The organism is Halobacterium wangiae (assembly GCF_021249345.1).
In the GTDB taxonomy this organism is placed as follows: domain Archaea; phylum Halobacteriota; class Halobacteria; order Halobacteriales; family Halobacteriaceae; genus Halobacterium; species Halobacterium wangiae.
The window spans coordinates 3,002,458-3,015,700 of record NZ_CP089588.1; the positions used below are offsets into that span (position 1 = coordinate 3,002,458).

General features: G+C 67.9%; 18 protein-coding genes. 11 read left to right on the plus strand and 7 right to left on the minus strand.

The window, feature by feature from the left end:
• Window position 1: 1 nt before the first annotated feature.
• Together LT965_RS15900 and LT965_RS15905 are read right to left on the minus strand one after the other, a co-directional pair.
• Entirely contained in the window at window positions 2–1,654 is a 1,653-nt protein-coding gene (locus LT965_RS15900) for a hypothetical protein (RefSeq protein WP_232701838.1), read from the minus strand.
• The gene (locus tag LT965_RS15905; RefSeq protein ID WP_232701839.1) at window positions 1,651–2,919 is read right to left on the minus strand and encodes a Single-stranded DNA binding protein; all 1,269 of its coding nucleotides are present in this window, start codon (window positions 2,917–2,919) and stop codon (window positions 1,651–1,653) included. The genes LT965_RS15900 and LT965_RS15905 overlap by 4 nt, the downstream gene beginning before the upstream one ends.
• 159 nt (window positions 2,920–3,078) lie before the next feature.
• Between LT965_RS15905 and LT965_RS15910 the strand changes: the two genes are divergently transcribed.
• Together LT965_RS15910 and LT965_RS15915 are read left to right on the plus strand one after the other, a co-directional pair.
• A complete protein-coding gene (locus LT965_RS15910) occupies window positions 3,079–3,741 on the plus strand; it encodes a 2,5-diamino-6-(ribosylamino)-4(3H)-pyrimidinone 5'-phosphate reductase (protein ID WP_232701840.1) in 663 nt (220 codons plus the stop codon).
• 60 nt (window positions 3,742–3,801) lie between these two features.
• Entirely contained in the window at window positions 3,802–4,329 is a 528-nt protein-coding gene (locus tag LT965_RS15915; protein ID WP_232701841.1) for a GNAT family N-acetyltransferase, read from the plus strand.
• A gap of 69 nt (window positions 4,330–4,398) precedes the next feature.
• On the opposite strand, the gene LT965_RS15920 is transcribed toward LT965_RS15915, so the two are convergent.
• Window positions 4,399–4,683: a DUF7545 family protein gene (locus tag LT965_RS15920; RefSeq protein WP_232701842.1), complete on the minus strand. Its 285-nt coding sequence runs from the start codon at window positions 4,681–4,683 to the stop codon at window positions 4,399–4,401.
• A gap of 68 nt (window positions 4,684–4,751) precedes the next feature.
• A complete protein-coding gene (locus tag LT965_RS15925) occupies window positions 4,752–6,071 on the minus strand; it encodes an FAD-dependent oxidoreductase (RefSeq protein WP_232701843.1) in 1,320 nt (439 codons plus the stop codon).
• Between the two features lie 104 nt (window positions 6,072–6,175).
• On the opposite strand from LT965_RS15925, the gene LT965_RS15930 reads away from it, so the two are divergent.
• The 4 genes from LT965_RS15930 (at window position 6,176) to LT965_RS15945 (ending at window position 7,398) form a co-directional block, all read left to right on the plus strand.
• On the plus strand, window positions 6,176–6,460 hold the full coding sequence (locus LT965_RS15930) for a DUF357 domain-containing protein (protein ID WP_232701844.1): 285 nt from the start codon (window positions 6,176–6,178) through the stop codon (window positions 6,458–6,460).
• A gap of 48 nt (window positions 6,461–6,508) precedes the next feature.
• Window positions 6,509–6,784, plus strand: a complete 276-nt coding sequence (locus LT965_RS15935; protein ID WP_232701845.1) for an ArsR/SmtB family transcription factor — start codon at window positions 6,509–6,511, stop codon at window positions 6,782–6,784.
• A gap of 73 nt (window positions 6,785–6,857) precedes the next feature.
• Window positions 6,858–7,160 carry a DUF8036 family membrane protein gene (locus LT965_RS15940; RefSeq protein ID WP_232701846.1) on the plus strand — a complete coding sequence of 101 codons (303 nt, stop codon included), beginning with the start codon at window positions 6,858–6,860 and terminating at the stop codon, window positions 7,158–7,160.
• 55 nt (window positions 7,161–7,215) lie between these two features.
• A complete protein-coding gene (locus LT965_RS15945) occupies window positions 7,216–7,398 on the plus strand; it encodes a DUF7836 family putative zinc-binding protein (protein WP_232701847.1) in 183 nt (60 codons plus the stop codon).
• On the opposite strand, the gene LT965_RS15950 is transcribed toward LT965_RS15945, so the two are convergent.
• Complete coding sequence (locus LT965_RS15950) at window positions 7,399–7,800, minus strand: translation initiation factor IF-2 subunit beta (protein ID WP_232701848.1); 402 nt, start codon at window positions 7,798–7,800, stop codon at window positions 7,399–7,401.
• A 143-nt stretch (window positions 7,801–7,943) separates the two neighbouring features.
• Between LT965_RS15950 and LT965_RS15955 the strand changes: the two genes are divergently transcribed.
• Complete coding sequence (locus LT965_RS15955) at window positions 7,944–8,183, plus strand: UPF0058 family protein (protein WP_232701849.1); 240 nt, start codon at window positions 7,944–7,946, stop codon at window positions 8,181–8,183.
• Between the two features lie 97 nt (window positions 8,184–8,280).
• On the opposite strand, the gene LT965_RS15960 is transcribed toward LT965_RS15955, so the two are convergent.
• Window positions 8,281–8,649: a DUF555 domain-containing protein gene (locus LT965_RS15960; RefSeq protein WP_232701850.1), complete on the minus strand. Its 369-nt coding sequence runs from the start codon at window positions 8,647–8,649 to the stop codon at window positions 8,281–8,283.
• Window positions 8,650–8,735: 86 nt separating this feature from the next.
• Between LT965_RS15960 and LT965_RS15965 the strand changes: the two genes are divergently transcribed.
• The 4 genes from LT965_RS15965 to moaC are packed head-to-tail and all read left to right on the plus strand — an operon-like array spanning window position 8,736 to window position 11,917.
• Window positions 8,736–9,626: a DNA-3-methyladenine glycosylase family protein gene (locus LT965_RS15965; protein WP_232701851.1), complete on the plus strand. Its 891-nt coding sequence runs from the start codon at window positions 8,736–8,738 to the stop codon at window positions 9,624–9,626.
• Window positions 9,627–9,651: 25 nt separating this feature from the next.
• Window positions 9,652–9,930 carry an acylphosphatase gene (locus LT965_RS15970; RefSeq protein ID WP_232701852.1) on the plus strand — a complete coding sequence of 93 codons (279 nt, stop codon included), beginning with the start codon at window positions 9,652–9,654 and terminating at the stop codon, window positions 9,928–9,930.
• A 48-nt stretch (window positions 9,931–9,978) separates the two neighbouring features.
• Window positions 9,979–11,415, plus strand: coding sequence for an NAD(P)H-hydrate dehydratase (locus tag LT965_RS15975; protein WP_232701853.1), 1,437 nt, complete (start codon window positions 9,979–9,981; stop codon window positions 11,413–11,415).
• Entirely contained in the window at window positions 11,408–11,917 is a 510-nt protein-coding gene (gene moaC / locus LT965_RS15980; RefSeq protein ID WP_232701854.1) for a cyclic pyranopterin monophosphate synthase MoaC, read from the plus strand. The genes LT965_RS15975 and moaC overlap by 8 nt, the downstream gene beginning before the upstream one ends.
• Here moaC and hflX read toward each other — a convergent pair.
• A complete protein-coding gene (hflX, locus tag LT965_RS15985; protein WP_232701855.1) occupies window positions 11,914–13,221 on the minus strand; it encodes a GTPase HflX in 1,308 nt (435 codons plus the stop codon). The genes moaC and hflX overlap by 4 nt on opposite strands.
• Between the last annotated feature and the right edge of the window lie 22 nt (window positions 13,222–13,243).

Below are 13,243 nucleotides of genomic sequence, written 5' to 3' on the forward strand. Positions count from 1 at the left end.
CTCAGATGGCCTTCAGGTGGTCGTCGCCGGACTCGTAGCAGCGCCCGCTCATCAGCGCCGACTGGATGGCGTCCTCGACCTCGCCCTCGTCGGCGTCGCGCTCGTCGGCCGCTGTGGCGATGACCTCCTCCCGGTTGGCACCGTCGCCGTCGTCGAGTTCCTCCATCAGTTCGACTACGTAGTCCTCGAGGTCGAGTTCCATCGACCCCGCCTCCGCGTCCTCCCTCTCGGAGGACGGCTCGTCGTAGGCGTCCTCGGTGAAGTCGTCGAGGTCGTCCGAGTCGTCCTCCTGGGACTCGTCGAACGCCTCGTCCTCGGCGTCGAAGTCACCGAGGTCGTCGTCTTCGTCGCCTGCTCCCTCCCCGTCGGTGGCCGGCGCCGCCTCGGTGTCAGCACCGGCGTCCGGTGCTGCTTCGGTCTCCGGTTCGGCACTGTCGAGGTCTGTCTCGCCGGACTCCGGGATCTCGTCGCCCGAGGAGAAACCGACGTCGTAGTTCTCCTCGACCTCCTGGCGCTCCTCCTCGGAGAGTTCGTACATCTCGCCGTCGCCCGACGCGGCGTCTGCTGGGGGTTTGGCGTCTGCCGCAGATTCGGCGTCTGCCGCGGATTCGGCGTCTGCCGCGGAATCGTCCGACTCCGTGCCCGTCGCCACCGTCTCGGTGGCCGTGCCCTCGTCGGTCGCCGTCGCGTCAGCGGCCGAGGATTCGGACGCCGCTTCCGCGTCCGTCTCCGTCGGTCCACTCTCGTCTGCTGTCGCTTCGACCGACGAGTCGGCCGTCTCGGCGTCCGGACCCTGGGCCTCGCTGGCCCCGGTTTCGGCAGTCTCGCTGTCGACAGTCTCGGCCCCGGCGGGTTCGTCCTCCGCAGGTTCAGGCTCGGCAGCCTCGGGTTCGGCAGGTTCGGTCTCTGCCGCCGCCACGTCGACGTCCTCGAGGTCCGCAGCGAAGTCCAGTGGCACCTCGCCACCCTCGTCCGGTGAGAGCGACAGTTCGCCCGCAGACTCCACGTCGCCGGAGACCACGCGCGCGGCGTCGAGGGCGAGGTCGCGGACCGCCGCGAGGTACGCCGGCGACGTGCCGTAGTGGTCGAGTGCGAGCGGGATTCCCGCGGCGAGTCCGTAGTCGACTCCGGCGGCTTCGAGCACCTGACGGAGGGTGTCGTCGCGCTCGACGCGCTGATAGGCTGCGGCCGCCGTGGCGACGCGGTCGACGGTCCGCTCGGCGGTCGTGACCACCCAGCGGTCGCGGGTGTCGGCGTCCACCTCGCTGACGGTCTCCGGCCGGATGGACGTGTAGACGACGTCCGAGTCGTCCGGCGAGAACGTGCGGGCCTTCCCCGTCACCGCGACGAACGACGGCGTCGCCGCCGATTCGAGGGCGGCAAGCGCCTCCGGCTGGTACTGACCGGCGTAGACGACGAACGCGCCGGTAGGGTCGACGACGCGGGCGCGCACGACGTCCTCGTTGACCTGTTCGACCTCCGTGAGCACGCCGACGACGAACAGGCGATTGACCCGCGCGCCGGTCGGCGTCACGACGTAGTTGGGCGCGCGCTCCTCGTCGCTCTCGGCGTAGCTGTAGTCGGCATCGTCGAACTCCGCCGCGAACAGTCGGTAGGCGACCTCGCGTCGGTTGATCTCCTCCGATTCGCTCATGCTCCCACCTCCTGGAGGAAGCGACGAGCACGCTCCGCCGGGTCGTCCTCGCTCTCGTCGAACTCGACGGTCTCGAGGTTTGCGCCGTACTCGTCGACCGAGAGGTGGCCGCGAACGCGGTACTCCTCGCCGACGAGTTTCTCGGCGATGGTGTCCGCAACGACCTCCTGGTCCATCGCGTCGCGTGCCTGCTGGCGGGCGTCCTCGATGCCGCCGCCGTACACCATCTCGGTGAGGTCGCGGTCGAGGACGGCCGTGACGGTCTCCGTACCGTCGTCGAGGATGGCCTTCACGCGCAGGTCGTCCTCACCGTCTACGTCGCCGTGCTGGCGGCACTGGCCCTTCTGGACGACGCGGCCGCACTCCGGACAGCGCTGGATGAGCCCGGAACCGTCCCGTACCTCGATGACGTTCCCGACGAGTTCCACGTCGTAGGCGCCGCCGCGCTCGACGGCCTCCCGGATTGTGAGTCGGGTCGGCCCGCCGACCTCGACGTCGCGGTCGAGCGTCGACACCGTCGAGAACTCCGAGACGTTCACCGACGGGACGCCCCGGAACTCCCGGACGTAGACGTCCTCGAGTCGCACCGAGGCGCCCTCGGTGAGTTCGTCGTGGGGGTTCCAGTCGGTGAACGGGAGGCGGGCGGACTCGTCGCCGAGCACGCCGCTCAGGATCTCCGTCTCGCCGTCCCGGCCGTCGATGGTGCGCGTCTCGACTTCGGTGACGCGAACCTCCACGTTGCGGCCGCGGTCGCCCGGCTGGAGGTCGGCGAGGTCGCGGTCTCCACCCACGTCGTACGGAATGTCGATGGCGTCTGCCGTACTGACAGACGAGGACTCCCCGAAGTTCAACTCGGGGTTGCCCTCCCACTCGCGGACGCTGGCGTTCCCGATGGTGACGGTGTCGCCCGGTTCGAGGCCGAAGTCCTCCCACGCCGTGTAGGAGATCGTCCCGGTCGCGTCGGCGACTTCGCCCTCCCGGATGACGTGGTCGTCGCCCTGGTAGCGAATCGAGCGCTGGCCGGCCGTTAGCACCGTCACAGTCACGGTGACGTTGCCGCTGTCCGGCCCGATGTCGGCGATGTCCGCGGCTGACGGGCCGCTGGACTGGCTCTCGCCCTCGTCGCCGAACTTCCGGCGGAGGCTCCGCTTGGCCTCCTCGACGGGGACGCTGTACTCCACGAGGTTCTGCAGGCTCTCTTTGACCTCCGCTTTGTCTACACCGAGGTCGGAGGCGAGCTCCTCGGCGTGATCGTCGATGTTCATGCGTGTTGAACTGAGGCATCCTGGGGTAAAAGAGTTCCCGCGAGCGGGCGCGCGGCCGACACTGTGGAGGCCGCGGACGGACGAGCGGGGAACGCAGAGGTCCGCGAACGCGCGCTCGGGAGCGAAACCGGTTTCCCGTCCCCGCCGCCTACCCCGGGTATGCACGTCGTCGTGAACGCCGCGATGAGCGCGGACGGCAAACTCTCCACGCGCCGCCGCGAGCAGGTCGCCATCAGCGGGCCCGAGGACTTCGACCGCGTGGACGCCCTCCGCGCCGAGGTGGACGCCGTGATGGTCGGCGTCGGTACCGTGCTCGCGGACAACCCCTCGCTCACGCTCGACGACGCCGACCGCATCCGCGAGCGCGAGGAGCGCGGCGAGTCGCCCCACCCCGCGAGAGTCGTCGCGGACTCGCACGCCCGTACGCCCCCCGACGCGAAGGTGCTCGACGGCACCGCCGAGACGTTCGTCTTGGTCGCCGAGGAGGAGCCACGAGGCCACCGGAAATCACTGGAGGAGGCCGGCGCGACCGTCGTCGTCGCGGGCGACAACCGCGTCTGGCTGCCCGACGCCCTCCCGCAACTGGAGTCCCACGGCGTCGAGCGCCTCATGGTCGAGGGCGGCGGCGAACTCATCTTCTCGCTGTTCGAGTCCGACCTCGTGGACGAACTGTCCGTCTACGTCGCGCCGACGATCATCGGCGGCCGGGACGCCCCGACACTCGCCGACGGCGAGGGCTTCGTCGGCGAGTTCCCGGAACTGGAACTAACCGACGTCGAGCGCGTGGACGACGGTGTACTGCTCCGGTACGACTGCTCGTAACGGCAGCGGTGCACCGTTTCCCTGGAAATCCTCTTGTTTGCGGGGGATGTCTCGTACGCCATGGGCGGAGCAGTTGTCGTCCGACGTGCCGAACCCGCCGACGGTGACGACATCTACCAGGTGATGCGTCGGAGCAGGCGGGAAGCGTTCGCCGGGCTACTACCCTCGTCTGCGCTCGACTGGGGACCGGAGGTTCCCGACGAGTTCCGGGAGTTCGTCCGGGCGACGGTCGCGGACGAGGAGAGCGCCTTGCTGGTCGCTGTCCGCGAGGAGACGGTCGTGGGACTCGCCGAACTCGTGTGGAACCCCGAGGGGACCCGGGACTTCGCCGGAGCGACGGACGCCGAGTTGAGAGCAATCCACGTTCGACCGGCCGAGTGGAACGAGGGAATCGGTACGAAGCTCCTTCGTGTCGCGATAGACGCGCTGCCGTCGCGTGTTTCTGGGGTTGCGCTGTGTGTTCTCGTGGAGAACGAGCGGGCCCGGACGTTCTACGAAGAACGAGGCTTCGAGCAGACGGGAACGGTCGTCACCACGCATGGCGACGACGACGTCACAGAGGCCGTCTACCACCGACCGCTACAGTAGGCAGTTCCGCTACACTACCCGCTGTCCCAGTCCGAACACTGCACAAGGGAACCGTACGGTCAGCTACTACTAGTGCTGGTGGCCGGTCGCTTCGCCGTAGGTCATGCCGAAGCGCTCCTCGAACTGGTCGAGGGTCGCCGTCTCGATGGCCTGGAGTTCCTCGCTCGGGTCGTCCTCGTTGTGGTGGACGACCATGTGTGCGCGCTGGGCGAACGCCATCAGCGCGATGTCCCCGACGACCTGCGCCTGGGAGTCGTCGTCCTCCTCGCTGAACAGTTCGACGAGTTCGGCGGGGAGCGTGAGTTCGTCGGCGTTGCCGTCGGCGTCCTCGATGGTGAACGTGGTCTCGTTCATGTGCCGACAGAGGACTGCCCGCCTAAAAGGGGTGTGGGTACGCGGCTACCGTTGCGAAGGATCGATGTTCAGTCGTCGGCAGGCGCCGCTTCGCTGCCCTCGTCGGTCGCCACCGCGGCCTCGCCTTCGAGGTACTCGTCGGCGTCGATAGCTGCCTTGCAGCCCATCCCGGCCGCAGTGACCGCCTGCTGGTAGTGGAAGTCGACGACGTCGCCCGCGCCGAAGATGCCCTCGACGTCGGTGTGGGTCTGGTGGCCGCCGTCGCCGCCCTTCGTCAGGATGTACCCCTCGTCGTCGAGCTCGACGCCGGTGTCCTGGAGGTACTCCGTGTTCGGCGTGTGGCCGATGGCGACGAAGAACGCGCCGACGGGTAGCGAGAACTCCTCGGTCTTCTCCGCGTCGAGTTTGGCCGTCGGGTGGCCCGCGGGGTGCTGGGCGAGTCTGACGCTCTCGACGCCATCCTCCTTCGACCCGGTGACCTCGAGCGCCTCCGTGTTCCACAGCACCTCGATGTCGCCCGCGTCGACGTGCTTCTGGACGCGGTCCTCCCAGTAGTCCTCCGCGCGGAGGTCCTCGCGGCGGTGGACGAGGTAGACAGTGTCCGCGAACTTCGTGAGGAACGTGGCCTCCTCGGCGGCCGCGTCGCCGCCTCCGACGACGACCATGTCCTCGCCCTTGAAGAACGCGCCGTCGCAGGTCGCACACGTCGAGACGCCGAAGCCCATCAGTTCGTCCTCGCCGGGGATGCCAAGCGTGCGCGCGCTGGCGCCGGAGGCCGCGATGACGGCGTCCGCGGTGTAGACGGTGCCGTCGGTCAGTTCGACCCGGAACGGGCGCACGGAGTCGTCGACGGACGCCACCATCCCGTGTTCGATGTCGGCGCCGAAGCGCTCGGCCTGTTCTTTCATCCGGTTGATGAGATCCGGCCCCGAGAGACCCTCCGGGAACCCGGGGTAGTTGTCCACTTCGGTGGTCAGCGTGAGTTGTCCGCCGGGTTCGTCGCCCTCGAACAGCAGCGGGTCGTTGTTCGAGCGGCCGGCGTAGATGCCCGCGGTCAGCGCCGCGATGCCGGTGCCCGTGATGATGAGTTTGCGGTGCTCCTCGACGTCCGACCCGCCGTCGGCGATGCCGAGTCGTTCGTCGAGTTCGCCGCGCTGGTCGAGTTCGCTGGTGTCGTCCCAGCCGCCGATCAGTTCGTCGTCGATGAACACCTCGGGGGCGGTCTCGCGGCCGTTCGCGCGCTCTTTCATCTCCGCGAACAGCTCCTTGTCGCCCGTGACGTTGTACGTCACGTAGTCGACGCCCTTCGAGTCGAAGAGCTCCTTGGCCTTCTCGCAGTACGGACAGTCGGTCTTCGTGTAGATCTCCACTGTCGGCTCGTCGCTCATACTCGTACTTCGACGACCACGGGGTTTGTAGATTGTGTTGGGCGAGCAGGGTGCCGCTTCGTGACACCCAAGCGCTTACGCCGCCACTCCACGCAGTGACGACTATGACCGCGGACCTCCACGAGAAGATGGACCGCTACGAGGGGTTGCTCACCGAGGCGCTGGACGAGGCCGAGTCGGTCCCGCCGTCGGGGACGCCGCTCGGCGAGGCGGCAGCCGAGTACGAGGAGATGGCGAGGTCGTACCTCGAGGACGGCCGGCACTTCCGGGAGCAGGCCGACCCCGTCAACGCGCTCGCCGCGTTCTCCTACGGGCACGCGTGGCTCGACGCGGGCGCGCGCATCGGTCTCTTCGACGTCCCCGAGTCCGGCCACCTGTTCACCGTCTAATCACCGACTTGGGAGGTTTTACGGTACTCCGCCGCGACGCCCCGACCAATGGAGGCTGCGCTCTGGTACGTGTTGACCGGGACGCGCGGCGGGCCCAACCGGGTCCGGCTGCTGCGTGCCGTCGACGAGCAGCCGCGCAACGCGAACCAGCTCGCAGAGGACCTGGAACTGGACTACAAGACAGTTCGCCACCACCTGGACGTGCTCGTCGAGCACGACATCGTGGCGTCCAGCGGCGACGACTACGGCGCCATCTACCTGCCGACCGAGCGGGTGCGGGCGAACTGGGACACCGTCGAGAGCATCCTCGAGGAGGTCGAATGATGGACGAAACTGGGCCGCGAACGGTCGAATTTGGGAAAGCGTATAACTGTCGGAGTTGCCAACGGTGGTGTAGATGACCGTCTGGGCCGACGTCTCGCGGGTCGCGATGGGGGTGAACGTGGTACTCCTCCTCGGGCTGTGTGCGATCTGGGCACGGAACTACCGTCGGTTCGGCTCGAAGCACACCCTCGGGCTGTTGCTGTTCGGCCTGCTGTTACTCGGGGAAAACGCCCTCGGACTCTACTACTTCATGATGCACGCGACGCTGGCTGGCTGGTTCGGCGGGCTGCCGGACCTCGCTGGCACCGCGCTCATGGCGCTGCGCGTACTCGAGACGTTCGCTATCGCGTTCCTCGTCTGGGTCACCTGGGACTGACGCGTTCTGCGACGCCGCGGCAACCTTTTTCTGCACTCCCGTTGGACTGTGAGACATGGCTCACGAGGCGTTCGTCCAGCTGGACTGTCCCGAGTGTTCGAAGAACTGGGAGAGCACACCCAGCGAGTTGCCCCCACACGACGCCAACTTCAGCTGTCCGAACTGTCACGCGACCCGCCGTCTGGCGGAGTTCATGCGGACGGACCGCGACCTCGAGAACCTCAAGCGACTGCAGTAATCAGACCGCAGACCGGGCGCCACACGCCTCGCAGTGGAGGCGTTCGTCGCCCTCCTCGTTGGCTTCGATGTTCGTGTCCGGGAGGCCACACTCCGGACAGATGACGTACGTGTCGACGTAGTCGTCGAGGACCTCCTCGACGCGACGCTGCCCGAACTCACCGGTGAAACGCGCGCGGCCGCGGTCGTCGATCTGTGCGCTCGTCCCGAGTTCGTTCTGGATGAACTTCAGCACGTGGTCCTGCTGGCGGCTCAGGTCGTCGAGGGTCGACTGGAAGTTCTCGTACACCGTGACGTTCCCCTCCTTCCGGACGTTCGGCTCCGGCACCTCGAAGCGGCTCTCGTTGCCCGCGATGTCGGGTTTCTCCTCCATCGCGCGGTCGAGTTGCTCTTCGTAGTCCATACGAGTCCGAAGTGGCGTCCTGCACAAAAGCCTTTCATAAGAGGCGGCGGAAACGGCCGTGAACGCGGTTGTCGTTTCCCAGAAGCCGTGTTAACGGTTCTCAGGATAATACTATAACCCCTTACCCGTTAGAACCGGATGTCATGAAGAAGCAGGAGCTAATCCACCTTCACGGCCTTCTGGCGGAGGTCGGGAACTACTACGAGCAGCGTGAGAACGACGACATTCCACTCGACGAGTACGAGGACCTCGGTGTACGACCGACATCCATCCACAAGTCGAAAACCGACCACAAAGCAGCGGTCTTCGCACTGGCCGGCGGCATCACGTCCACGATGAACGACGCCGAAGAGACGGACGCAGTCCCGGCCAAGGCCGACTAACTCGTCGGAACGCGACGGTTCCTCGTGCAGCAACACCCTCCAGCGACGGCTCCACCGACCGACACGCCCTCCGCCGACGGCTCCACCTGTTACGTTCTCAGTCCACCTCGCCCGCCTCGTCGTCGCTCTCCTCGATCTCCTCGACCGTGAGCACCTCCAGGGGGATGTTCTCCAGTCGCTGGCCGATCTCCTTGCGGGCGATGCGGGCGGCGTGCTCCTCGCGCTCGACGTTGAACACGGTCATCTCCAGTTCCAGGGCGACGAGACTCTCGTCGGCCGCGACGAACGCCGGTTCGATGACCTCCCCGCAGTGCGGACACGACCGGTCGCCCATGCTGATCTCGACGTAGTTGAGATCCGGGTTCAGCATCTCGCCGGTCTTCGAGATGGCGATGCGTACTGCTTCGTCTGCGGACTGCACGTCGTAGACCGGGACTGCAGCCTCGACGACCACCCTACAATCCATAGCTACGTGACCTGTTCGCGGGCGACGTAGAAGAAATTTGGCCCGGAACCGAACCCGTCTTGTCCCGCGACGGCCAACCTCGCCCGATGGAGCGCGGCGCGATTCCCCTCGACGAGATCCCTGGCGCGGTAGACCTCCAGTCGACCATCGAGAGCGGGCAGACGTACCTCTGGTGGCGACCGGACGGCGCGACCTACGAGACGGCCGGCGCGTACGGCGGCGACGCCTGGTACCGGACCGTCGTCGACGGCGACGTCGTCGAGGCCAGACAGACGCCCGACGCCGTCGAGTGGCGCTCGACGACGGACGCCGCGCCGCTCGTCCGGGAACTGCTCGGCCTGAACGACGACCTCTACGCGATCCGGTCAGCGGCCAGCGACGACGACCTCGTCGCGTCCGCGTGGGACGCCTACGACGGCCTCCGCATCGTCCGTGATCCGTTTTTCGGCTGCCTCGTCTCGTTCATCTGCTCGGCGCAGATGCGCGTCGAACGCATCTTCGCGATGCAGGAGGCGCTCCGCGAGACGTACGGCGCCCCGATAGCGTACGACGGCGAGACGGTGTACAGCTTCCCGGATCCCGAGGCACTCGCGGCAGCCACGGAAGCGGACCTCCGCGAACTCAAACTGGGCTACCGCGCACCGTACGTCCAGCGAACCGCAGAGATGGTCGCGTCCGGAGAGCTCACGAGGCAGGACGTCGCGGGTCGCGCCTACGAGGTCGCTCGCGACGAACTCACGGGGTTCGTCGGCGTCGGCGATAAGGTCGCGGACTGCGTCCTGCTGTTCTCGCTGGGCTACCTCGAAGCCGTGCCGCTGGACACGTGGATCCGGACGGCCATCGAGGACTACTACCCGGACTGCGACCAGGGCAACTACGCCGACACCTCGCGGGCCATCCGGGAGCGGCTCGGCCCGTACGCTGGCTACAGCCAGACCTACCTCTTCCACTACCTGCGGTCGGGGAACGGGAACTAAGGCGCTCGCAGACCCACGTTCGCCCATGACGGAGCCGACGCGCGCACACGTCTTCGTCTCGGGCCACGTCCAGGGCGTCTACTACCGTGCGACGACCCGCGAGAAGGCGGGCGAACACGGCGTCGACGGCTGGGTACGGAACCTCGACGACGGCCGCGTGGAAGCCGTCTTCGAGGGCCCCGAGGACGCCGTCGAGGCGATGGTGGACTGGTGCCACGAGGGGAGCCCCGCGGCACACGTTGAAGCCGTCGACGTCGAGTACGGCGAACCGGAGGGCGAGACCGGGTTCCGCGTCCGCCGGTAGTCGCCCGGCCCCCACGGTTTTAGGGTGGGTGGCGACGAACGACCGGACATGATCACCAGCGAGCGCATGGCCGTCGTCGATCGGAACGCGGCCGCCCTCGGCGTCCCGCAGAAGCAGTTGATGGAGTCCAGTGGGAACGCCGTCGCCCGCGAGGTCCGGGACGTCGCCGACGCCGACGCGAGTGTCGCCGTCGTCGCCGGCCGCGGGAACAACGGCGGCGACGCGTTCGTCGCGGCGCGCTTCCTCGACGACTACGACCTGACCAGCTACCTGCTGGGTCGCCCCGAGTCCATCGCGACCGACATCAGCAGGGAGAACTGGGAGGCACTCCGGGAGGGGGAGTACGACGCACGCGCGGTCAAAGATTCGAGAAACATCGACCTCGGCGACCCGGACGTGGTCGTCGACGGACTACTCGGCACGGGCGTCTCCGGCGCGCCCCGCCAGCCCGAAGCGTCGGCGATCGAGGCCATCAACGACTCGGACGCGACGGTGGTCTCGGTAGACATCCCCTCGGGGATGGACGCGGATTCGGGCGAGACGCCCGGGGTCGCCGTCGACGCGGACCGCGTCGTGACCTTCCACGACCAGAAACCCGCGCTCGCCGACCGCGGTGACGTCACCGTCGCCGACATCGGCATCCCGGAGGCCGCGGAACTGTTCGTCGGCCCGGGCGACCTCCAGCGCCTCGAACGCGACCCGCAGGCCCACAAGGGCGACTTCGGGCGCGTACTCGTCGTCGGCGGCGGCCCGTACACCGGCGCGCCGGCGCTGAGTGCGCAGGCGACGCTGCGTGCGGGCGCCGACCTCGCGTTCCTCGCGGTCCCCGACACCGTCGCGGACAGTGTACGCGGGTACAGCGAGAACCTCATCGTCGACTCCCTGGTCGGCACCCGAATCGTCCCCGAGCACGTCCCGGAACTCCTCGAACGAGCGGCGGACGTCGACGTGGTCGTGTTCGGCCCGGGCCTCGGCGACGCCGAGGACACGCTCGCCGCCACGATGGCGTTCCTCGAATCGTTCGACGGGACGGCGGTCGTCGACGCCGACGCGCTCCAGGTCGTCCCCGAGGTGGACACCGACGCGACGCTGGTCTGCACGCCCCACCAGGGCGAACTCCGGCAGATGGGAGGACCGAGCGCCGACGACTGGGCGGAACGAGCGGACGCCGTCGAGGAGTTCGCCGCCGAACTCGGCCACACGCTGCTCGTGAAAGGCGCCTACGACGTGGTCTCCGACGGCGAGACGACTCGCGTGAACCGGACCGGCAACCCCGGCATGACCGTCGGCGGGACCGGCGACGTGCTGGCCGGTGCGACCGCCGCGATGGCGTCGACGCTCGACCCCGTACCCGCAGCGAGCGTGGGCGCGTACGCCAACGGCGCGGCCGGCGACCTCGTCGTCGACGAGCAGGGGTACGGCCTGCTCGCGACGGACCTACTGGACGCACTGCCGCGGGCGCTGTGGGGTGACCGCGATGAGTGAGAACGACACGGGCGACGACTCGACCGGAGACGACCTCACACACACGACCGACGACGGGGACGTGCAGATGGTCGACGTCGGCGACAAACCGGATGCGGCGCGGCGGGCGGTCGCCCGGGGCGAGATTCGGCTCTCACCGTCGACCGTCGACGCCATCCGCGCCGACGAGATCGGGAAGGGCGACGTGCTCGCGACGGCCAGGGTGGGCGCCGTACAGGCCGTCAAGCACACCTGGGAGACGATCCCAATGTGTCACCAGATCCCCATCACGAACGTCGAGACGGAGTTCGACGTGCGCGACGACCGCGTCGTCCTGGAGGTTGCCGTGGAGACGACCGGGAAGACCGGTTGCGAGATGGAGGCCCTCGAGGGCGTGACGACGGGACTGAACGTCGTCTGGGACATGGTGAAGGCGGCGGAGAAGGACGACGACGGACAGTACCCGGGCACCGCTATCGAGGGCGTGGAGGTCGTCTCGAAGGAGAAGCGCGTGCTGGACTAGGCTTCGGCGACGAGTTCGCTGGCCTTCGCGTGGGACTGCTCGACGACGGTGGGCCGCGCCTCGAAGTCGATGACGACCTGTTCGTCGCCGTAGTCCACTTCGCGGACGTAGGCGTGGTCGTGGACCCAGGAGACGACGCTCATCGTGTCGTCGGTCATCGGGAGGACGAGTTTCTCACGCTCCCGCGGCGGGAGTTCGGCGTCGATGCGAGCACGGAGCGCGTCGAGGTTGGTGGCTTCGAGGCCACTCACCGCGACTGGGTTCGGCGCGAGCGCCGACAGCGCCTCCATCTTCTCCGCGAGTTCGTCGTCGTCGACCGTGTCCACCTTGTTGAACACGGTGACGATGGGCGCCTCGTTGCGCTCGTAGAGGGTGTCGTGGCTCGTCGTCAGCTTCTCCCGTATCTCGTCGATGGACTCGCTGGCGTCCACGACGAGGAGCACGAGGTCGGCCTGGTAGACGGACTCCAGGGTCGACTTGAACGACTCGACGAGCCAGTGGGGCAGGTCGCTGATGAACCCGACGGTGTCCGTGAGGAGGACGTTCCGGCGGTCCATCTCGAGGCGCCGGGTCGTCGTACCGAGCGTCGTGAACAGTTTGTCCTGGGACTCCGCGGTGGTGTCCAGGTCCGGGTGGAGGTCCTCGTTCTCGTCGACGTCGAGGTCGTCGGCGAGCTGGCGGAGCAGCGTCGACTTCCCGGCGTTCGTGTAGCCCGCCAGCGCCACGAGGTCGAAGCCGGACTCACGGCGGGTCTCCCGGCGCTGTTCCTCTGTCTTCTCGATGTTCGCCAGTTCGTCGCGGATGCGGCTGATGCGGGCCTTGATGTCCTGCTCGCGGCTCTCGTCGTACTCGCCCAGCCCCATGAACCCCGGGCGCTCGTCGCGTTTCGCGAGGCTCGTCTTCGCCTCGGCGCGCGGGAGTTCGTACCTGAGCTCCGCGAGTTCGACCTGCAACTGGGCCTTCCGCGTGTGCGCGCGCTGCCCGAAGATGTCCAGAATAAGGCGGAAGCGGTCGACGACCTCCGTGTCCTCGGGGAGGCGCTGTCCGAGGTTGTACGTCTGGTAGGGTCCGAGGCGGTTGTCGAAGACGACCCGGTCGGCGCCCGTCTCGTCGACGACCACCGCTAGCTCCTCGACTTTCCCCTCGCCGAACTGGAGGGCTGCGTCGGCCTTCCGTTCCTGGGTCACTTCCGCGGCCACGTCGTAGCCCGCGGCGCGCACCAGGTCCCTGATCTCGGCGGTGTCCGGCGTGCCGTCGTCAACGCGCTTGGCGACGACTGCAACGTTCGTATCGGTTCCTGTCACTCGCTGTGAGCTACGCCCCGCC